We start from the raw sequence: 21,261 nt of genomic DNA on the forward strand, positions 1-21,261 counted from the left end.
ATAATTATCGAAATAGCAACACTTGCGGAGATAAACTCCGCTTTTCTGACGCGAACACAGCGGTGCGGGCTCCGCTCTTATAACATATTATTTTTACTTTTACAGCAAAAAGTGACAAATGTCACTTCAAAAGTGACATTTGTCGTCTTGTTAAATGACCTAAGAAATGTTATTATCATATCATGATATAGTTTTTGATAAAAACGCTCATCTGCGCATGATACAGGGATTATCAGAGACAAGAGGAAAACAGCGGCATCAGCGGTGCCGCAGCAGGCTTTGCCCGAAAGGGGTGTTTATTCTGCCGCTTCCAGACCTGCGGCAGAAAAAGTAAGGCAAAGCCGGTTTCCTCGTTTGTTATCAGGGAGATAGCTTCAGAGCTTTTTATTAAGATAATGCATCAATTCACGGAGTTTTGCCGGGATAATGACTATAGGCAACCAAGTTATTGCCCTTTGGCGCTTTGTTATGTGATTTTTGACGAAATGGCGGACTTGGTCCGCTATTTCTATATTATAGGTATTGACAAACACTGTCGTTTGTTGTAAAATATATTATGTCTATTTATATGATTTATCAGACCTACACTATAATAAAGTAAAGGCGGAAAACTAAAATGGGTTTATTCAAAAACATTTTCGGCGCCAACGCTTACTCAAATCGTGAGCTGAAGCGTATAGAGCCAATAAAGAATAAAGTGCTTGAACTCGACGAGGAGTACCAGGCTCTTTCAGATGCAGAGCTTAAAGCTAAAACTGCTGAATTCAAAGAGAGACTTGAGGACGGCGAAACTCTCGACGATATCCTCCCTGAAGCTCTTGCAACAGTAAGAGAGGCTGCATGGCGAGTTCTCGAAAAGAAGCCCTATCCCGTACAGATAATCGGTGCTATCGTTCTTCATCAGGGACGTATCGCCGAAATGAAGACAGGTGAAGGTAAAACTCTGGTTGCCTGCGTTGCTTCATACCTCAACGCTCTTTCAGGACTTGGCGTTCATGTCGTTACCGTTAACGACTACCTTGCCAAGACTCAGGCTGAGGAAATGGGAAAGGTTCTCCGCTGGCTCGGACTTACAGTCGGATGTATCCTCCACGGACTCAACAACGATCAGCGCCGTGCGGCATATAACTGTGATGTTACTTATGCTACCAACAACGAGCTCGGCTTTGATTACCTCCGTGACAATATGGTTACCCACAAGGAAGAGCGCGTTCAGCGTGCTCCGAACTTTGCTATCGTGGACGAGGTTGACTCTATCCTCATAGATGAGGCGCGTACACCTCTTATCATTTCAGGACGCGGCGACAAGTCCACAGACCTTTATGCTATCGTTGACCGTTTTGCGAAGACACTTACCGCTACTACCGTCGTTGAAATGGACGACAAGGTGGATCAGGAATCCGTCAACGAAAACGCAGATTACATCATTGATGAAAAGGCAAAGACCGCAACTATCACACAGCGCGGTGTCAAGAAGGCTGAGGAGGCGTTCAGGGTAGAGAACCTTATGGACTCTGAGAATATGACCCTCCTTCACCACATAAATCAGGCTATCAAGGCTAACGGCGTAATGAAGAACGATATCGACTACGTTGTCAAGGACGGCGAGATCATTATCGTTGACGAGTTCACAGGACGTCTTATGATGGGACGCCGCTTCAACGACGGTCTCCACCAGGCTATCGAGGCTAAGGAAGGCGTTAAGATCAAGAGCGAGTCAAAGACCCTTGCAACTATCACTTTCCAGAACTTCTTCCGTCTTTACACAAAGCTTTCCGGTATGACAGGTACTGCCATGACCGAAGAGGATGAGTTCAAGGAGATCTACAAGCTCGACGTTATCGCGGTCCCCACGAACAAGCCGGTAATACGTATCGATCACAACGATCAGGTATATACCACAGAGAAGGGCAAATATGCCGCTATCATAAACAAGATCATAGAGTGTCACGATAAAGGACAGCCTATCCTCGTTGGTACAGTATCCATCGAGAAGTCTGAGCTCCTTTCCGCAATGCTGAAGAGAAAGGGCGTCAAGCATGAGGTCCTCAACGCAAAGCAGCACGCAAAGGAAGCTGAGATCGTCGCTCAGGCAGGTAAGTACGGCGCCGTTACCATCGCTACGAATATGGCGGGACGTGGTACAGATATCATGCTCGGCGGTAACGCTGAGTTCCTGGCAAGAGCCGAGCTCAGAAAGCGTGAGATCCCTGAGGAGATCATCACAGAGGCTATCGGCTTCGCAGATACTGACGATGAGGAAGTAATCGCGGCAAGAAAGCTCTACCGTGAGCTTTATGACAAGTATAACGCAGAGGTAAAGGAAAAGGCAGTTGCCGTAAAGGAAGCCGGCGGACTTTATATCCTTGGTACGGAGCGCCACGAATCACGCCGTATCGACAATCAGCTCCGCGGACGTTCAGGACGTCAGGGCGACGAGGGCGAAAGCTGCTTCTTCCTCTCAGTCGAGGATAACCTCATGCGTATATTCGCGGGCGACCGCCTTGAGAACCTTATGAAGACCCTCAATGTCGACGAGAATACTCCTATCGAGAGCAAGATGCTCACAAGGATCATTGAGTCTTCACAGAAGAAGGTCGAGGGACAGAACTTCAGCATAAGAAAGAACGTCCTCAACTACGACGACGTTATGAATACACAGCGTGAGATCATCTACAAGCAGAGATCTCAGGTGCTTGACGGTGAGGACCTCCACGAGAGCATTCTCAAGATGATGGAGGATCTCATAAATACTACAGTTGACACATACCTTGTTGATAACGAGGTCAAGGACGACTGGAATGTAGTCGGACTCAAGGAGCATTTCCTTGGCTGGCTCATAGGTCCTGAGGATCTGAGCTTTACAGATGAAGAGCTTCAGGAGGTATCCAAGGAGGATATCGTCAACGCTCTCAGCAACAAGGCAGGGGAGATCTATCAGGCTAAGGAAGAGGAGTACGGCTCGGAGATCATGCGTGAGCTCGAACGTGTTATACTTCTCAAGGTAGTTGATACAAAGTGGATGGCTCATATCGACGATATGGAAGAACTCAAGAAGGGTATCGGGCTCCGTTCTTACGGTCAGAAGAACCCTGTTATCGAGTATCGTTACGAGGGCTTCGAGATGTTCGACGCTATGGTAGATTCTATCCGTGAGGATACGATACGTATGCTCCTTACTGTAAGACTCCAGAAGAACGAGGCTCCGGAGCGTGAACAGGTTGCACAGCCCGACGCACCGAATGCGGGAGCAGGCGACGGAAGCTTTTCCGACGAGCCTGTCCGTTCAAAGAAAATAGGCGATAACGATCCGTGTCCCTGCGGCAGCGGCAAAAAGTACAAGAAGTGCTGCAAGGCAAAGGACATGGCTGCGAAATAATCAGAATGCGGAGCATCCGCATTCTTTCAGGACCGGTTAGATACCGGTCTCAGGGGATCAGAAATTGACAGGTATGAGAGATGGTTTTTTATACTGTGTTCTGCTGCGGCAGAAACGGACGCTGCTTTCTGAGGACCGCCGATGGGAACGGAGGTCTTGCGGCAGTCTGTCTGCTGAGGCTTTGCATGGTATCTCAGAGAGAGAAAGGTTTTATGAGGTGACAATATGAAAAAGCTCATTTTTCCCGTTATTCTTCTTGCACTTCTTTCGGGATGCGGACTTGTGACGGAAAAGCCTGATACGGATAAAGATGTAAATAATATAGTTTCCGGTTCGGTAAACGGTACAACGACTGATGTACTTACGTATGAGACTGTGGTGACTACAGGCGAGATGTCTACTGTAGATGCCACTACCACAAAGACGGCAGGCAATAAGGTATCGGGAAGCACTACAGCTGCACATACCACAAATAAGGTGACTTCACCGACGATAACAAGAGCTACGGCCGTGAATGACGGAGTCGTACACGGTACAACAAGATCGGTGCCTTCAGTACAGAGGACTACCACAACGGTTTCTTCTACAACTACTGCCGAGCCTACGACGCAGACGTCTACGTTCGATCCTAAGGATTACAGCAAGATCAGTTTATCTCTTGATACGAAATCAAATGATAATAATGAGATAAAGGTCATGCGTCCTGACAAGAACGGAGAAGAAGTAACGGTACAGGTACTCAGGGATGTAGATACTTCAGAGATAGCAGAGGCTATTGAGAAGGATCATACCAAGAAACTTGACGACTTTATTGTCAATGCAGATTTTGATGATGACGGATATCCTGATCTCTTTATCATTGAAAAGCAGGATGAGCTCAACAAATCAGGAAGATATTACCGTTATGACTGTGAAAAGGGTATATATACCACATGGCCGGAAATGAATTCTCTGAAGAATCTCGTCGAGCTTGATGAACTGAAAAAGGGATCTGTGATCGTATATGACAAAAAGGACGACAATATAGAGTACGAATCCAGGACCTATGAATGGAACGGACCTGAAAAGCTCGTTCTGAAGAGCAGTATCCATCAGTATACTGATGAAGAGGGCGAAATACGCATAGAGTATGTCTACTATGACAGCGACGGCGAAGTTATATCAAGTGAGATACGTAACAAGGAAGGCGAGATAGTTTCCGACGGAAAACAGGTACCGACGGAGCCGACATCAGACGATGAGCCTTCCAGTGAAAATAATTATAACTGAAAACGGCTGCTTCTCCCTGCGGAGAAGAACGTGTGACGGGCTGCGCCGATAGGCGTCAGCCCGTTGTTTGAGTACGGAAAAAGTTGCGGAGGAGGGCGGATAAATGAGCGGATACAGTGCCTTTGCGCGGTATTATGACGAGCTTACCGCAAATATAGACTATAAACGCCGCGGAGAGTATTTCCACGGCATAATACAGCGCTTCAAGACCACAAAGGAGAATATTCTCCTCGACCTTGCCTGCGGTACCGGAAGTATCTCCGAGGTCATGGCAGGTCTCGGCTATGATGTCATAGGCGTGGACAATTCCGACGAGATGCTTGGTATAGCTCTTGACAAGAAGTTTGACAGCGGAGCGGATATACAGTATCTCTGTCAGGATATGCGGAAGCTGGATATGTTCGGTACTGTAGATGTGACGATATGCGCCCTTGACAGCATAAATCACCTTGACAGCCTTGACGACGTCAGGAAGGTATTCGAGGGAGTTGCCTTCTTTTCCGAGCAGGATGGACTGTTCATATTCGATGTGAATACTCCCTACAAGCACAGGGAGATACTTGCAAACAATACCTTTACCTATGAGACCGAGCACGTTTACTGCGTGTGGGAGAATACCCTTGATCCCGATACTCTTGAAGTGAAAATGGAGCTGCAGTTCTTCGAACTGGAGGAAAACGGGCTTTACTCACGAAGCTCGGACGGCTTTTCGGAAAAGGCATACAGCGAGGAGGATATCGAAAGACTTCTTGCAGAATGCGGCTTCGAGGTGCTGGGCAAGTACGGCGATGATACCCTTGAACCGCCGAAAGCTGATTCACAGCGCATAGTCTACGCAGCAAGGTGTATCAGAAGCGGTCAGAAATACTGAAAGGACAATGAAAATGGGAAATTTGTACAGAGCGATATCCGCAGACGGCTCAGCCTTTGCGGAGGTACTTGACGCTAAGGATATAGTTTCGGAGATAGAACGCATACACAAGACCTCGGCTGTTATCACGGCAGGTCTCGGAAGGCTTACCGTAGCTGCTTCACTTATGGGATATATGCTGAAGGGCGACGGCGACAGCGTAACTCTCCGTGTGGACGGCGGCGGTCCGTCCGGACAGCTTGTGGCAGTTGCGGACAGCAGAGGCAATGTCAAGAGCTGCGTGAACAATCCCGTTGTGGAGCTTCCACTCAACGCTCAGGGAAAGCTTGACGTGGGCGGAGCTGTGGGACATGACGGCACTCTCTCGGTAGTCAAGGACATGGGACTAAAGGAGCCCTATGTGGGTGTCATTCCCCTTGTTTCGGGAGAGATAGCGGAGGATATAGCAAGCTATTACGCTACGAGCGAGCAGATACCTACGGTATGCAGTCTCGGAGTCCTGGTAAATCCTGACCTTACCGTAAAAGCGGCAGGGGGCTTCCTTGTGCAGCTGCTCCCGTTCGCGGACGAGAAATGCATAGACATGATCGAGAAAAATGTGGCTAAGATTCGCCCTGTGTCGGCAATGCTGGACGAGGGCATAACTCCGGAGGAGATAGCAAATATGCTCCTTGACGGACTTGAACCCAATGTGCTGGATACGGCTTCTCCCGTGTACAAGTGCGATTGCAGCCGTGAGCGCACAGAGAGAGTTCTTATCAGTATAGGAAAGGACGAGCTGAAGTCTATTGCCGATGAGGGCAGGGACACGGCGGTGAGCTGCCATTTCTGCGGCAGGGAGTACGTTTTTACTCCCGAAGAGATAAGAAAGCTCATAGGTGAGTGAGACATGAAGAAGCTTGCTGTATTCGATCTTGACGGCACTCTTGCGGATACTATATATGACCTTGGGGACGCGGTGAACTTTGGCTTGGAGCAGCTCGGCTGTCCGACCCATGACTATGCGGAGTACAAGAAAATGGTGGGAAACGGGGCAAGGAAGCTCTGCTTCAGGGCTCTTCCCGATGATAAAAAGGACAAGGCTGAGGAGCTTTACCTCATGTTCAAGGAGTATTACAGTCATCATTATCTTGACAAGACCAGACTTTATGACGGCATGAGAGAAACTCTTGAAAGGCTCCGCGATAACGGCGTTATCCTTGTGGTCGCCACAAATAAGCCCGAAGATGCCGCAAGGGAGATTGTGGCAAAGCTGCTCCCTGAAATAGATTTTCTCTGCGTGCTCGGCGGAGGCGACAGGAGACCGCTCAAGCCCGATCCTGCTGTGATACTTGAGATATACGATAAGCTTCCGGACGAGGAGTATGAAGCTTATATGATCGGCGACAGCAACGTGGACGTCATGACGTCAGTCAATGCCGATATCGGCTTTATCGGCTGTGCGTGGGGATTCCGCGGACGTGCTGAGCTTGAAGCCTGCATAAGCGAGAACAGAAGGGAGCTGTGCAGCTCCATTGCGGAAAAGCCCTCTGACATCGCTGATTTTATATTAAATTGAAAAAAGCCGCTGCGATCGCAGCGGCTTTGCGTTATCCGTTCTTTTTTACGGTTATTGTTTTCTTTGTGAGGTCGTTGTCCTTAGTGCCGAGGATATAGCTTTGCAGCTTAACAAGGTCAGCAATGCCTGCTTCTCCGTCGGAGTTAAGGTCGAGTTCAGGTGACTTGTTTCCGGTAAGTAAAGCCTTTCTCAGCGCTACAACGTCAAATATGTCTATTGTTCCGTCACTGTTGATATCGCCGAGTATTATCTCCTTTATTTCAGTAGGCTCAGCGGTGGTAGTGGTCGTTGTTGTGGTAGTAGTAGTAGTAGTAGTAGTTGTTGTTGTTGTTGTGGTTGTTGTGGTTGTTGTGGTGGTAGTTGTAGTAGTGGTCGTTACCTGTTTTTTCTCCTGAGGATAGATGTTCAGGAATACGTCAAGCGACTCCAGAGGTTTGCCGTTAAAGTCGAAAAGAGCCTGATTGTCAAAGGAAGAACCGCCTGTTTCGGTAGCTCCGCTGTCGTAGTCCTTGGCGTAGACCGTTGCCCAGCCTGAGCCCTGCTGTTCCCAGTGCTGCTTCTGCTCCTGCCATGATATGCCGGGAACTCCCAGCCATGCAGGCTCCCAGTAGAAAACGCCTATACCGTGACCGTTGCAGTTCGCCACAGTCTGGAACACATCGGCAAGAGCCTTAGCCTGTCCGTCAACGGATATGTCGTATTTCAGTTCTGCTCCGCTGGAGCCTGAGCTTACACTGTTTCCGAAGGTATCGCCGTCCTCGTTGGTGTAGGGGTAGGCTGTCTCGACTACCATGACGTACTTGTTGTACTTGTTGCCGATATCGGTGAGAGTATTCCTGAGGTTGTCAAGTGAGCCGTGCCAGTAGGAATAGTAGGAGCTGGCGAAAACGTCGTAATCCAGCTTGCACTCGTCCATTACCTGTGCGTACCAGCCGAAGTGACCGTTGCCTGCGTTGGCGAAGTGGTGAGCTATGAGGATATTCCTGTCAAAGTCACGCACAGCTTTTTCTCCGCTTGAAAAGAGGTCGCATATCTTGTACATATCCTTCTCGCCGCAGAAAAAGCAGTCTGTCTCGTTGCCGATCTGGACTATACCGATGTCACTGCCGTTTTCGGTGAGGTATTTTACGACCCATGAGGTCCAGTTGTATATTTCACCTTTCAGCTTATTGTGATCGTGAGGCTGCCAGTATTTGGGACGGGTCTGCTTTGCCGGGTCAGCCCAGAAATCGGAATAGTGTATATCTGCAAGGAGCTTCATGCCGTACTGAGCGGCTCGTTTGCCTATTTTAGCGGCAGTTTCAAGATCAGAGTGTCCGCCGCCGTAGGTATTGCCGTTATCGTCGTGAGGTTCGTTCCATATCCTTACGCGGATATAGTTCACGCCGTGGTCGGCGAGAGTCCTGAAGATATCCTGCTCATTGCCGTTATCGTCATAGAATTTTACTCCTGCTTCCTCGACGGAGATGACAGAGGAGATATCCACGCCGCGTATGGGCTCGCCGCCGTTTACACGGCTGTCAAAATTGTTGAATGTGACTGAGGGGATATTTGCAGCTACAGCTGCTCTTTGTGTGCTTTCAGTGCGGAGCGCAGAGGTAAAGGCTATGAGCGCTGCCGCCGCCATCGCGATAAACCTTTTTGCTTTCATGATTAACTCCTTTGGCATTTGCCTGTTTTCAGTCGTTTTTCTTGCGTGTTCTGATCCATGCTTTTTTCAGAGGGTTCCTTACCTGCATATCCCTGAAGTAGTTGTACAGCACGTCCTGATTGCAGCCAGCGTCGGGAAGTGACTTGTACAGCTTTTCAAGTCCCTTGATATCGGTGCCCAGCTCTGAGGGAAACTCGATATCCTTAGCGGCGAATACAACAGCTCCGTTCACGGGAGTATTGTCGAAGCCGCCTTTTTTCAGATGGTGGGTCACGTTGTCGATATGTGTCTTGTTCTGCATCTGTGGGTTGTAGAACTTATGGGACTTGCTGCCTATGGTATGAGTAAGGTTCTTGCCGCTGCCTGTTACCTTGCCGGATATGCCCTTGGTCTCCACGACGAGGACTCCGAAGCGTCCGAATACAAGGTGATCCACCTCGCAGGCTTTATTGTAGAGGGGGAGATAGGCGTTGTTGATGATCCTGATACGGTCGGCTTTGCCGAGCTTTTTCAGTATCTTTGCCACTTTTTTCTCGGCAGCTCTGCCCTTGCGTTTTCCCTTGCTGAAATGTACGCATACATAAAGGAAAAGCAGCAGGACGGCAGCTGCGGCGACTGCAATGAGTATCCATGTTTTTTTGTCGAGGTCAAATAATGCAATATTTTCAAAAAACATTTTTTTCTCCTTCCGTAATGAATAAACCGGGCTTTTAAGGCGATAATAGCTTTGTACCGCCGGAATGCGCAGACAGCGGCAGTCGGCGGTGATTGGCGGAAACGCCAAAATCCCGAATCAAGAGGTGTTCTCAGTATGTGGGACAAGATAGCTCTTATTCTTCTGATAATCGGAGGAATAAACTGGGGATTGGTCGGTATATTCGAGTTTGACATGGTAGCGTGGCTTTTAGGCGGTACAGACAGCGCTCTCAGCCGTGTTATCTACATTCTCGTGGCAATTTCGGCAGTATGGTGCATATCTCTTCTCTTCCGCAAGGACGAGGAGCTTGCCGTGCAGAACATCGACCGATAGACCTGACGCGCTCCTTTACCGATGCCGTAAGGAGCGGCTACATAAAATATGCGTATAAACATAAAAGGGAGGCGAATGCCTCCCTTGGTTTTTATGATTAGTCGCTGATATAAGGAAGCAGAGCGATGTGTCTTGCTCTCTTGATAGCAACTGTGAGCTCACGCTGATGGTAAGCGCAAGTGCCTGTTACACGTCTTGGAAGAATCTTAGCTCTTTCAGTCATGCACTTTCTGAGCTTGGTAAGATCCTTGTAATCGATCTTTTCGATCCTGTCTGCGCAGAACATACAAACCTTCTTGCGGGGCTTCTTTGCAGGACGGGCATTTCTTTCCTTTTCCATGACTTTTCCTCCTATCGTAATAAAGTAAAGTTAATCTGCTCAGAACGGAACGTCGCCGTCGCTGAGTATTTCCTCAAAATCGCTGAGGTTGCCGTAAGACATACTGTCATTAGGTGCGGGCTGCTGAGGAGCTGCCTGCTGTGGAGGAGCGGAATAACTGTTATTGTAATTGTTCTGGGGAGCACCGTAGCCGCCGTTATTCTGATAACCGCCGCCGTTGCCGCCGCTTTCGCCCTTGCCGCCTACAAACTCGACATTGTCCACCTGTACATCTGTGGTATAGTGAGTAACGTCGGGGTGATTCTTATCCTGATAGTTGTTATTTCTCAGGGAGCCTTCTACGCAAATAAGCTTACCCTTGTTGAAATATCTTGATACGAACTCGGCAGTCTGTCTCCATGCTGTACAGCTGATGAAATCAGCCTGTCTTTCACCGGTATTCTTGTCGGCGAATCTTCTGTCACAGGCAACTGTGAATCTGCATGAAGCGATACCGCTCTGAGTCTGTCTCAACTCAGGATCGGCAGTGAGCCTTCCAATTAAAATGACCTTATTCATCTTAGCGCCTCCTAAATAATGAAGTAGAATTATTCAACAACTGTTACGAGTGAACGAAGAACGCCGTCTGTGATGTTGAGACGTCTTGAAAGCTCAGCGGGATAATCGGGCTGTGACTGGAATGTATAGATCACATAGTAGCCCTCTGTCTCGTCCTCGATAGGATATGCAAGCTTGCGCTTACCCCAATCCTCGTTGACTTCAACAGCTTCGGCGTGACGCTCGATTCTCTCCTTGAACTTAGCTACGAGAGCCTTCATGGGCTCCTCGCCGTTCTTGAGGCTGAAAACAACCATTACTTCATACTTAGCGGATACCTTTGCCATTTAGCACACCTCCTTCTGGGATCATGCCCGGCAACTTACTGCGGGCAAGGATAATAATGGTATCTGTTTACACACGATACTCAATTATTATATCATTATATTTCATGCTTGTCAAGCATTTTTTTCTTATATTTCATGTGATAAAGTTGACAAGCGAATAAAATCATAGTATAATAGAAGCAGACAGGGAGCATTTATGCTCCTTTTATTTGCGAAAGAAGATGGATATGAATGGAAACCTATAAGATACTTAAAGATCTTGCGCTGATCTTTATTTTTGCCAAGGCAGCCGGGCTTCTTGCGAGAAGATGTAAAGCGCCGATGGTTGTGGGAGAGATAATCGCGGGTCTGATAATCGGACCATGCCTTCTCGGCTGGACGGAGCCCTCGGAGTTCATAGGGCAGATGGCTGAGATAGGCGTAATACTCATTATGTTCTCCGCAGGACTGGAGACAAATTTACAGGAGCTGAAAAAATCCGGCTTTGCCGCCTTCCTGATAGCCTGCGTGGGAGTGTTAGTGCCCCTTGTGGGAGGCAGTCTGCTGTATATGAGCATTTACGGCTTTTCGGAGTTCGGCACGGACGAGTTTTTCAAGGCGGTATTTATAGGCTGCATAATGACAGCGACTTCTGTCGGCATAACCGTAGAGGTGCTGAAGGAAATGGGCAAGCTGAAAACACGTGTGGGACAGACCATACTCAGCGCCGCTATCATCGACGACGTTATCGGTATCATAGTCCTGACCTTCGTTCTCGGCTTCAAGGACCCCGAAAGCAATACCCTTCTTGTGACGGGAAAGATATTCCTGTTCCTCGTGCTTTCGCTTGTGGTGGGCTTCATTATCTACAAGCTGTTCAGGTTCTACGATGAAAGGCATACTCACACAAGACGAATCCCGATAATTGCAATAACTCTTTGCTTCTTCATGGCTTATATCGCTGAGGAGTACTTCGGAATTGCCGATATCACAGGCGCATACATAGCCGGAATAATCCTCTGCAACGTCCGGGATGCCGAGTACATAGACCGCCGTGTAAGTATAAACGGCTATATGTTCTTTGCTCCGGTATTCTTTGTAAGTATCGGACTGAAAACGGATTTCAGCAATGTTGATTCGAGCATGATAGTCTTTTCGATAGGATTTGTCATTGTGGCAATGCTCAGTAAGATAATCGGCTGCGGACTTGTTTCAAAATGCTTTAAATACAGCTGGCTCGACTGCCTCAAGATAGGCGCGGGAATGATGACGAGGGGAGAGGTAGCACTTATCATTACAAACAAGGGACTTGGCCTCGGTATAATAGACTCATCATATTTTACGGCTGTAATACTTCTTATAATTGTATCAAGCATAGTAACGCCCATAGTGTTGAAGCTTCTCTTCGGCAGATCTGAGCCCGAGGGCGTAAATCAATAAATTATGATCTGCGAAAGGAGAATAATATGTTCAGAATAGGTCACGGTTACGATGTTCACAAGCTTGTTGAAGGCAGGAAGCTAATACTCGGCGGCATAGAGATACCTCATGTCACCGGTCTTCTCGGTCACTCCGACGCAGATGTGCTCGCTCATGCAATAATGGACGCAATGCTCGGTGCTCTTGCTATGGGGGACATAGGTCATCTTTTCCCAGACAACGACGACAGCTTCAAGGACGCCGACAGCATGAAGCTGATGGAGGAGGTCTGCCGCAGGATAAGAGCGGAGGGCTGGGAGATAGGGAATATCGACGCGACCGTTATCGCACAGGCTCCCAAGTTGGCTCCCTATATCACGGCTATGCGCGAGAATATCGCAAGGGTATGCGGCTGTGACGTATCTCAGATAAGCGTTAAGGCGACTACAGAGGAACATCTTGGATTTACCGGTGAAAAGCTTGGTATGTCAGCACACGCGGTCGCACTTATGTATAAAAAAACGGAAGCATAAGCTTCCGTTTTTTTATGTTTATTTCTGCGAAGGAACAAGGGAATCTATCTTGTGAAGCAGGTACTCCTGTATGCGCAGGGCATCGTTTGAGGTCAGTCCCTTGCTTGACGTATCAACGTCTGCGTTTACAAGTCCCTTATCTGTTATGTGCTTGCCGTCAGTACCGCTCACACTGTATTTGTTGGGATTGGCGAGTGCCTGCATAATGAGCACTGCGTCTGACATATCGATCTCACCGTCGCAGTTGGCGTCGCCGTATACAGCTTTGTCGGAAGCCGGTTCATCAAGAGCAAGAGCTGCCCAGATTATCATTCTGTAATCGGGAGCACCGTGGCAGATAACGCCTGAAACTACATTTCCCTCTGTGAGAGCGATCTTCTTCTGGAAAGCTCCGACTTCCATTATGAAATCAAAGGAGTCCGCATTGAAGTGGTAAGTGTCAAAGCCCTCTATCTTCAATGTCGCTTCAGAGCCGCTCGTCACTCTTTCAACACGGGCATTTCTGATAACATCATAGCTCTCGCTGTCACTTGTTGCTGTGATTATCACTCTTTCGGAAAGGTCGTCCGCAACAACGTCAAAGACTGCAACACCGCTGCTCAAAGCCTTTACGGAAACGGAATCCGAGCCTGTATTTGTTATTTCAAACGCACCTTCAACGATAAGGTCTCTGTCATATTCATTCTTTGCCAGCTTTATCGAAACTGATGAAGCGTTCTTAACTGTGATATTCGCTTCCTCACCGATCTTGAGATCGGGTTTGTCGCATATTATCGCGGGAGTCTGTCCTGTCACGATAGTTGTTGAAGTTACAGAAGTGGTAGTTGACGAATCGGTCGAAGTTGTAGTTGTTGTCGGTTTGGTAGTCGTTGTTGTTGAAGTGGTGGTGGTCGATGTTGTAGTTGTAGTGGTGGCAGTCGTCGTTGTGGTAGTTACCTGCTTTTCCCCTATGGGAGCCATGCTGGGCTCACCGTCGCCCCACCAGTCCCAGCGGTTGGCTGTACGGTACTTCTCCATATCCGCACCTGCCGATGTCCATGAGAATACATTATCGTAGAGGTGCCCCTCGTAGTAGTAGAATTGAGCCAGTGAGCATATCTCATCGGCGTAGGTCGAGTAAGCGCCCTCGTCCGCAGCATAGCACCAGCCTGTATTGAAGCCCTTGAGGCTGTTTCTGATTACCTGATAGCCGTGCATTCCCTCTTCGTCTATGCATATCTCCGCAAAGTGGAGTATCTTTCTGATACCCATATGATTTGAAATTATGCAGTCGTAGAAGTTTGATTCGGTAAACGAATACTGGAACATTTCCGGTACATTGTCCTCAGGCATGAATTTTGGATCGCAGTCAGCAAAGGCGGTAACTGCAGTCTGGAGAGTGCCGTATGCGTGGGCGGAGTTGACGCCCCAGCCGTCTTCATAAGCTGTTTCGTGATCCGAACCTATCTTGCCTTCGCCGAGAGTGGATTCTCTCGTACCGAGTCCGAGGAAAAGCGCGTACATCTTTTCGCGGTCAGGCTGTCCGAGACGTGTGGATATGAGATCCCAGTGCTCGTCTATCTCCTTGTAGAGAGCGTACTTTACTTCCTGAACTGTCATTTTGTGGTTTATAGCACGTATCTCTGCCGTTGAAGCGTCGGCAGGAGTATTTCTCTCGCCGAAATTCAAAGGATTGCCCACACCCTCGGTCTGAATATCACGGGAAGTGTCATGCAGGGGATCGCAGGTGCTTCCTGCGAAGTACCACTCGTCTGCCGAAGCATGAAAGCCGTTATCGCCGGTAACTGCGGCAGATACGGAAGAGATACATATAACTGCTGATGCCAGGGAAGCGAATAATTTTGTAATTTTCATTATTATCACCTCAGAAATTCGAGCCGTTCCAGCCCCAGTCACTGGTACTTGTATACTTTACGTATATACGGTCTGACGGGATACCTATATTATCTGTGAGAATGCCTGTGATATGGCTGGTCAGCGTTACCAGCGCGTTGGAGGAAGCACTGCCGTAGATGGAGACCTCCACCATAGCTGCAGGAGCGTCCTCGCCCTTGAACCAGAGGTCGTACTCAGGTTCTATACCCACCATGAGCCAGCCCTCGGACTTGCCGGGGATAGCTGTTATAGCCTGTCCCATAGCGGATTTGATACTTTTCTTCTGTTCATCGGAAACAGAAACATTGGTCTTGACATTGATAAATGGCATGATAATTCCTCCTTATTTCTTAATTAAATAAAAATTTATGTTTGTAGGGGACGGCGTCCTGTGTAGGGGCGCAAATCGTAATTTTGCGGAGCAAAATTATGATTTATATAAGTCCTTCTGAAAGCATTTCCTGAGCCGCGAGCATTACACCAAGCTTTCCGCTGGTATATGTGATACCGCCCTGCATCCAAACCGCGAATGGTTCACGGATGGGAGCGTCGGCTGACAGCTCTATGGAAGCGCCGTTTGTGAAAGCTCCGGCAGCCATGATGACCTGGCTTGAATAGCCAGGCATATCCCATGGTTCGGGAGTAACAAAGGAATCAACAGGAGCGCCTTTCTGTATTCCCCGGCAGAAAGCGCAAAGGTGTTCCTCGTCACCAAGCTTTACAGCAGTGATAATATCTCCTCTCGGCTCGTCCTTTCTCGGAGAGCATTCAAATCCGAGGAGACTGAATAGTTCGCCTGCGAAGGTGCAGGTCTTTATGGCGTTTGCAACAACATCGGGAGCAAAGAAGAGTCCGAGGAGCATCTCACGGTTCATACCGAGAGTGCAGCCTACTTCCTTGCCCATTCCCACGCAGGTGAGACGATAGGAGCAAAGCTCCACAAGGTCGGCTCTGCCGGCGATATATCCGCCTGTACGAGCGATACCGCCCCCTGCGTTCTTTATGAGAGAGCCGATGATGATATCAGCGCCCACAGCGGTGGGTTCTCTGTCCTCAACGAATTCTCCGTAGCAGTTGTCCACCATTACAATTATATCCGGATCGCCCTTCTTAGCGGCTTTTACCATTTTTTCTATATCTGATACAGTGAAAGCCCCTCTCAGGGAATAGCCTCTTGAACGCTGTATGTAAGCCACCTTGGCGCCTTTTACGGCTTCGGTTATCTCGTCAAGCTTGGGAGTACCGTCCGGGTTAAGGTCGACCTGCCCGTACTCAACACCGTAGTCCATGAGAGAGCCGTTACCCTTGCTGCCGCTGATACCTATGACCTCTTCAAGTGTGTCGTAAGGCTTTCCGGTAATTGAGACTATCTTATCGCCTGTCCTGAGAACTCCGAATAGCGCTACAGACAGGGCGTGAGTGCCGGACACGAAGTTGAAGCGCACAAGTGCGTCCTCGGCGCCGAGAGCCTGAGCAAAGACCTTGTCTATCACTTCTCTGCCCACATCGCCGTAGCCGTAGCCTGTAGAGCCATAGAAGCAGGGCTCGCTTACCTTGTTGTCGGAAAAGGCTTTCAGCACCTTTGCGCCGCAGTATTCGGCATTTGAATCTATTCTTTCAAAGGCTTCCGCGCAGTTCTTTTCCGCCTGAGCTGCGAGCTCAGCGAGCCTGCTGTCGAAGCCGTACAATTCGTTTATTTTACTGTTCATTATTTACCCTTTCTTTGTAAATCATAATTTTGCGAAGCAAAATTTTGATTTATCTTACTTAGATTATATCCTTTTTCTGTATTGATGTCAACGAGTTTTCAAAAACGAACTCTCACACCTTGTAGCTTTCCGCCTCCTTGACGAGCTTGATGTCCACAAGAGCGTCAATGAGAGTACCGTTTTCGGCATATTCTTCAGAGAACACCTTGCCGTCCTGACGTATTTTGCCGAGAAATCCGCCCTTGTCATAGGGGATAAGCAGCTTCATGCGCTTTGCGGTCTCTGGGAGATTCCGCATTATACTTTCAAGGAGCCTGTCAAAGCCGGTGTGTTCCTTTGCGCTTATCATGACTGTATTGTCGTCCTCGAAAACTGTATCCGTAAAGGGAGCCGCATCTGCCTTGTTCATGACGTATATCTGTGGTATACCCTCGCAGCCCAGTTCCGCCAGCAGCTTTTCCGTGACCTCAGCCTGTTCCTTTACCTCAGGGGAGGAGAGGTCCTGTACATTGAGTATCAGATCCGCAGCCGCAGCCTCTTCCAAAGTGGACTTGAAGGCTTCAACGAGATTGTGGGGAAGTCTTCTTATAAGCCCTACGGTATCTATGAGCATGACGCTCCTGCCGTCGGGGAGCTCTATGGCACGGGAGGTGATATCGAGGGTTGCGAAAAGCTTGTTTTCGGCAAGGACTCCCGCGTCGGTAAGGGCGTTCAGAAGAGTTGATTTGCCGACGTTGGTATAGCCTACTATAGCCGCGCAGAGCACTCCGTCCTTTTTGCGGCGTGAGCGTGAGAAATTACGGTGCTTTTTCAGTTCCTCAAGCTCAGCCTCAAGGTAGCTTATACGCTTGCGGATATGTCTCTTGTCGGTCTCCAGCTTTGTCTCACCGGGACCTCTTGTACCGATACCGCCGCCAAGCCTTGAAAGGGCAGTACCCATACCCGTAAGACGTGGGAGACGGTATTTCTGCTGAGCGAGCTCCACCTGCAATTTACCTTCCTTTGTGCGGGCACGCTGAGCAAATATATCAAGTATCAGGGTGGTGCGGTCGATAACTCTGACGCCGAGGATATCCTCAATGTTGCGCACCTGAACGCCTGTGAGCTCGTGGTCGAATATTATCAGTTCGGCGTCAAGGGCTTCAAGCTGCTCCTTCAGATCCTCAAGCCTGCCTGCACCCATACAGGTCGCAGGGTCGTAAGCCTGCTTTTTCTGTATCACCGAGCCCACTACTTCCGCATTTGCTGTGGAAGCAAGCTCGGCGAGCTCGTTTATGGAGACCTCCGCGTCAAATTCGCCTGTGTCAACGCAGGCAAGAACAGCTCTGACTGGGAGTTCTTCGGTCTTGTTTTCGTACATGATGTACTCCTTATCTATATGGTCTCGCGCCGGTACAGCTCTGAGCTTTCAATGCCGAAAAGCTCTGCAAAGCAGTCGTTGTCTGCTATGAGCCTTAGCTTCTGGGCTTTGGTCAGCTGCTTTATGCGGTATTCGAGCTTCGAGGCGAGGCTCCGGTCTCCGCAGCTCCAGAGGGCTTCAAGGGACTGCGCCCTGTGTGCCCGTGTGAACTTCGCACATTTTTCGCTCCTGCCGAAGTGCTCGTCCATGCGCCGTTCGACATTGTTGGTGATGCCGGTGTAGAGCATATCGCCCTCACACTTTATTATATAAACGTAATACATGACCGGGGAAGCTGCCGTATTATATCCTTGTGGCAAGAAGCTCCGAATATCTGCGGCGGAACTGCTCAAAGCGGTCCTCGTCGATAGCTTCTCTGATCTTTTCCGTAAGTGTATTGTAGAAATAAAGATTGTGCTGCACAGCAAGTCTGCCGGCAAGCTGCTCGTTCGCTTTGAAAAGATGGCGGATATATGCCCTGCTGAAATTGCGGCAGGTTGGGCAGTCGCACTGCTCGTCCACGGGACGGGGGTCTGTCTCGTAGCACTTGTTGTTCAGGTGCATTATGCCGCTCCATGTGAACACAGTGGCATGACGGGCGTTTCTGCTGGGCATAACGCAGTCAAACATATCCACACCTCTTGCGACTGCTTCGATTATATTCGAGGGAGTTCCGACTCCCATGAGATATCTTGGCTTATGTACCGGCATATAGGGCTCGACGACATCTATTATGCGGTACATCTCCTCAGTTTCCTCGCCCACGGCAAGTCCGCCGATAGCATAGCCGTCGAGGTCAAGCTTTGAGATATCCTCCATGTGCTTTATGCGGAGGTCGTCAAAGGTGGAACCCTGATTTATACCGAAAAGAAGCTGCTGCTTATTTATAGTATCGGGGAGGCTGTTCAGTCTTGCCATTTCCTCCTTGCAGCGTATCAGCCAGCGTGTGGTGCGTTCTATGGAAGCGGCAACATACTTGTAAGGGGAGGGATTCTCAATACATTCGTCGAAAGCCATTGCAATGGTGGAGGCGAGATTTGACTGTATCTGCATACTCTCCTCCGGTCCCATGAATATCCTGTGACCGTCTATATGTGAAGCGAAGTATACTCCCTCTTCCTTTATCTTTCTGAGCTGAGCCAGTGAAAAGACCTGAAATCCGCCGCTGTCTGTGAGTATGGGCTTGTCCCAGTTCATGAACTTGTGCAGTCCGCCCATCTGTTTTACCACATGGTCGCCGGGGCGGAGATGAAGGTGATAGGTATTGCAGAGCTCCACCTGAGTTTTCAGCCCTTTAAGGTCTACAGAGGAAATACCGCCCTTTATGGCTGCGGCAGTTCCCACGTTCATGAAGCAGGGGGTCTGAAAAGTGCCGTGAACGGTCTCAAACGTGCCTCGTCTGGCTTTATTGTCGGTTTTAAGAAGTTTGAACATAGCTTCTCCTTTATTATTTTTATAAACATTCAGCCTGTGCGGTATGGCAATGAAACAGGCTGATTTCAGTCAAGGTCGAATTCCTTGCCCTGATCGGGATTTCTGTCCTCGCGGCGTCCGTAGAAGCCTATAAGCTCTCCCTTTGCGTTCCTGATCGCAAGTATGTACATATCCATATTGTTTTTCTTGTCATGGAGCGCGAATACCTTGTTGTTCTTGGCATCTTCCTTGAACCATTCTACGCTCATTACCACCTTGCTCATCATTTCCTCGTCCATGACCGTTGAGAGGAGTCTGCCGGTGAGGGGAGAGACGCCGGAGTAAAAGTGCAGCGCAGCCGGATTCTCATAGACCGCCCTGTAATCAAGGTTGCATATAACTATAGGTCCTTCCTCATAGTCGATTATACCCTTGAAAAATTCAGAAAGCTCAATATCACTCATTTAAATTCTATATCTCCTTAATAATATGTTTTTACAGTATACACATACTGTCTCCGAAGCTGAAGAAGCGGTAACGCTCCTCAACTGCGGTCTTATATGCGTTCATAGTGTTGTCGTAGCCCATAAATGCTGATACCAGCATTATCAGCGTACTTTCCGGAAGGTGGAAGTTCGTTATGAGTCCGTCGATGCATTTGAACTCATAGGACGGATAGATGAATATATCCGTATAACCGTCACGCTCGGAAATATCTCTGTAAAATGTAGCTACACTTTCAAGTGTGCGGCAGGTTGTGGTGCCCACTGCGATGACTCTGCCGCCGTTTTTCTTTGTCTCGTTTATGAGGTCGGCAGTTTCCTTGGGGAGATGATAGTGCTCGCTGTGCATTTTATGGTCAAGGACGTTATCCTCCTTTACGGGTCGGAAGGTGCCAAGACCTACGTGAAGCGTTACGAATGCCGTCTTTATGCCCCGTGAACGGATATCGTCAAGCATTTCCGGAGTGAAGTGAAGTCCTGCCGTGGGAGCGGCCGCGGAGCCCAGCTCCCTTGAATATACTGTCTGGTAGCGTTCGCGGTTTTCAAGCTTTTCCTTTATGTACGGAGGAAGCGGCATTTGTCCCACGTCCTCAAGGGCAGTGAAGAAGTTCCCCTCGCACTGGAACTGTACGATACGGTTGCCGTCGTCCTTTACCTCAACGACCTCTGCAACGAGCCTGCCGCCGCCGAATGAGAACCGGGTTCCCACTTTGGCTTTCTTGCCGGGACGGCATATTATTTCCCACAGCTTATCCCCCTTCTGCTCAAGAAGCAGGAACTCGATAAAGGTCTGATTGCCTATTTTCTCGCCGTAGAGCCTTGCGGGAATAACTCGTGAGTCGTTCATTACCAGCAGGTCACCTTCCTTGAGGTGGTCGCATAGATTATAGAAGTGGTCGTGAGTTATGGCTCCTGTCCTGCGGTCAACGCACATCATACGAGAGGCGTTCCGCGGTTCTATGGGAGTCTGGGCTATGAGCTCCTCCGGGAGCTCGTAGTAAAAATCGGATTTGAGAAGTTCCATTAATATCTCCTTTTTTAGCCTTTAGTCCTTGGCTTTTAGCCATTAGGAAGCGGCTTGCCGCTTTATTATCGGACTGCCAAAGGCAGCCCCTACAATGGGCTAACGGCTCAAATCAAAATTTAGCAAAGCTAATTTTTGATTTATGTGAATAAATTTTCAAGAATGTATTGACAATAGCTGTTTTAAGTGCTATTATAATTACTAAGGTAGAGGCGCGGCTGCGAAAAGTACCTGCACACGGGACCACCTGTCCGATGGTGTACAGCGAAAGGCAATGCCGCCGAAGAGCTGTCTTTGGTAAATTCAGTTCTGGCTGTATGTTTAAGAGGTATACAGCTGTCATCATGCTTTTGATGGAGAGCTACTGGCATATTAATATCATGATATGTCAACATTTCTATTATAACGCATGATGAGCCGGTTTG

The 21,261-nt window shown here is 48.7% G+C and carries 21 protein-coding genes and 1 riboswitch; of the genes, 8 read left to right on the forward strand and 13 right to left on the reverse strand.

Annotated elements, in window-relative coordinates:
• Positions 1–616 precede the first annotated feature (616 nt).
• From secA to QZZ36_RS03935, 5 genes are all read left to right on the forward strand, one after another.
• A complete protein-coding gene (secA, locus tag QZZ36_RS03915; RefSeq protein WP_295077074.1) occupies positions 617–3,379 on the forward strand; it encodes a preprotein translocase subunit SecA in 2,763 nt (920 codons plus the stop codon).
• A gap of 225 nt (positions 3,380–3,604) precedes the next feature.
• The gene (locus tag QZZ36_RS03920) at positions 3,605–4,648 is read left to right on the forward strand and encodes a hypothetical protein (protein ID WP_295077077.1); all 1,044 of its coding nucleotides are present in this window, start codon (positions 3,605–3,607) and stop codon (positions 4,646–4,648) included.
• Positions 4,649–4,751: 103 nt separating this feature from the next.
• Positions 4,752–5,519: a class I SAM-dependent methyltransferase gene (locus tag QZZ36_RS03925; RefSeq protein ID WP_295077080.1), complete on the forward strand. Its 768-nt coding sequence runs from the start codon at positions 4,752–4,754 to the stop codon at positions 5,517–5,519.
• Between the two features lie 13 nt (positions 5,520–5,532).
• Complete coding sequence (hslO, locus tag QZZ36_RS03930) at positions 5,533–6,405, forward strand: Hsp33 family molecular chaperone HslO (RefSeq protein WP_295077083.1); 873 nt, start codon at positions 5,533–5,535, stop codon at positions 6,403–6,405.
• A gap of 3 nt (positions 6,406–6,408) precedes the next feature.
• Positions 6,409–7,077, forward strand: coding sequence for an HAD family hydrolase (locus tag QZZ36_RS03935; RefSeq protein WP_295077087.1), 669 nt, complete (start codon positions 6,409–6,411; stop codon positions 7,075–7,077).
• A gap of 31 nt (positions 7,078–7,108) precedes the next feature.
• On the opposite strand, the gene QZZ36_RS03940 is transcribed toward QZZ36_RS03935, so the two are convergent.
• Entirely contained in the window at positions 7,109–8,728 is a 1,620-nt protein-coding gene (locus QZZ36_RS03940; RefSeq protein ID WP_295077090.1) for a glycosyl hydrolase 53 family protein, read from the reverse strand.
• Between the two features lie 28 nt (positions 8,729–8,756).
• On the reverse strand, positions 8,757–9,404 hold the full coding sequence (locus QZZ36_RS03945) for a nuclease-related domain-containing protein (protein ID WP_295077093.1): 648 nt from the start codon (positions 9,402–9,404) through the stop codon (positions 8,757–8,759).
• A 135-nt stretch (positions 9,405–9,539) separates the two neighbouring features.
• On the opposite strand from QZZ36_RS03945, the gene QZZ36_RS03950 reads away from it, so the two are divergent.
• A complete protein-coding gene (locus QZZ36_RS03950; protein ID WP_295077211.1) occupies positions 9,540–9,758 on the forward strand; it encodes a DUF378 domain-containing protein in 219 nt (72 codons plus the stop codon).
• A gap of 97 nt (positions 9,759–9,855) precedes the next feature.
• Here QZZ36_RS03950 and rpsR read toward each other — a convergent pair whose 3' ends face one another.
• From rpsR to rpsF, 3 genes are read right to left on the reverse strand one after another with little or no spacing between them, the layout of a single operon-like run.
• Positions 9,856–10,098, reverse strand: a complete 243-nt coding sequence (gene rpsR / locus QZZ36_RS03955; RefSeq protein WP_295077096.1) for a 30S ribosomal protein S18 — start codon at positions 10,096–10,098, stop codon at positions 9,856–9,858.
• A gap of 39 nt (positions 10,099–10,137) precedes the next feature.
• Positions 10,138–10,656, reverse strand: coding sequence for a single-stranded DNA-binding protein (locus tag QZZ36_RS03960; protein WP_295077099.1), 519 nt, complete (start codon positions 10,654–10,656; stop codon positions 10,138–10,140).
• Positions 10,657–10,685: 29 nt separating this feature from the next.
• Complete coding sequence (gene rpsF / locus QZZ36_RS03965) at positions 10,686–10,982, reverse strand: 30S ribosomal protein S6 (protein ID WP_024860702.1); 297 nt, start codon at positions 10,980–10,982, stop codon at positions 10,686–10,688.
• Positions 10,983–11,213: 231 nt separating this feature from the next.
• Between rpsF and QZZ36_RS03970 the strand changes: the two genes are divergently transcribed.
• Positions 11,214–12,401 (forward strand): cation:proton antiporter, encoded by a 1,188-nt coding sequence (locus tag QZZ36_RS03970; protein ID WP_295077103.1) that lies wholly within the window; start codon positions 11,214–11,216, stop codon positions 12,399–12,401.
• Positions 12,402–12,427: 26 nt separating this feature from the next.
• On the forward strand, positions 12,428–12,913 hold the full coding sequence (gene ispF, locus QZZ36_RS03975) for a 2-C-methyl-D-erythritol 2,4-cyclodiphosphate synthase (RefSeq protein ID WP_295077106.1): 486 nt from the start codon (positions 12,428–12,430) through the stop codon (positions 12,911–12,913).
• An 18-nt stretch (positions 12,914–12,931) separates the two neighbouring features.
• Here ispF and QZZ36_RS03980 read toward each other — a convergent pair whose 3' ends face one another.
• From QZZ36_RS03980 to queA, 8 genes are all read right to left on the reverse strand, one after another.
• Positions 12,932–14,767 (reverse strand): dockerin type I repeat-containing protein, encoded by a 1,836-nt coding sequence (locus tag QZZ36_RS03980; RefSeq protein WP_295077110.1) that lies wholly within the window; start codon positions 14,765–14,767, stop codon positions 12,932–12,934.
• Between the two features lie 10 nt (positions 14,768–14,777).
• Entirely contained in the window at positions 14,778–15,119 is a 342-nt protein-coding gene (locus QZZ36_RS03985; protein ID WP_295077115.1) for a phenylpyruvate tautomerase MIF-related protein, read from the reverse strand.
• A gap of 103 nt (positions 15,120–15,222) precedes the next feature.
• Positions 15,223–16,497 (reverse strand): methionine gamma-lyase family protein, encoded by a 1,275-nt coding sequence (locus QZZ36_RS03990; RefSeq protein ID WP_295077118.1) that lies wholly within the window; start codon positions 16,495–16,497, stop codon positions 15,223–15,225.
• 112 nt (positions 16,498–16,609) lie between these two features.
• Positions 16,610–17,857, reverse strand: coding sequence for a GTPase HflX (gene hflX, locus QZZ36_RS03995; protein WP_295077121.1), 1,248 nt, complete (start codon positions 17,855–17,857; stop codon positions 16,610–16,612).
• Positions 17,858–17,871: 14 nt separating this feature from the next.
• Entirely contained in the window at positions 17,872–18,180 is a 309-nt protein-coding gene (locus tag QZZ36_RS04000) for a GIY-YIG nuclease family protein (protein WP_295077123.1), read from the reverse strand.
• A 19-nt stretch (positions 18,181–18,199) separates the two neighbouring features.
• Complete coding sequence (gene tgt / locus QZZ36_RS04005; RefSeq protein WP_295077125.1) at positions 18,200–19,330, reverse strand: tRNA guanosine(34) transglycosylase Tgt; 1,131 nt, start codon at positions 19,328–19,330, stop codon at positions 18,200–18,202.
• Positions 19,331–19,395: 65 nt separating this feature from the next.
• Positions 19,396–19,773 carry a hypothetical protein gene (locus tag QZZ36_RS04010; RefSeq protein ID WP_295077128.1) on the reverse strand — a complete coding sequence of 126 codons (378 nt, stop codon included), beginning with the start codon at positions 19,771–19,773 and terminating at the stop codon, positions 19,396–19,398.
• A gap of 31 nt (positions 19,774–19,804) precedes the next feature.
• Positions 19,805–20,836 carry a tRNA preQ1(34) S-adenosylmethionine ribosyltransferase-isomerase QueA gene (gene queA / locus QZZ36_RS04015; RefSeq protein ID WP_295077136.1) on the reverse strand — a complete coding sequence of 344 codons (1,032 nt, stop codon included), beginning with the start codon at positions 20,834–20,836 and terminating at the stop codon, positions 19,805–19,807.
• 199 nt (positions 20,837–21,035) lie between these two features.
• Positions 21,036–21,208, forward strand: a riboswitch (Lysine riboswitch).
• Positions 21,209–21,261: the final 53 nt, after the last annotated feature.

Origin of the sequence: Ruminococcus sp., from assembly GCF_016287535.1 — a bacterium.
In the GTDB taxonomy this organism is placed as follows: Bacteria; Bacillota; Clostridia; order Oscillospirales; family Ruminococcaceae; genus Ruminococcus.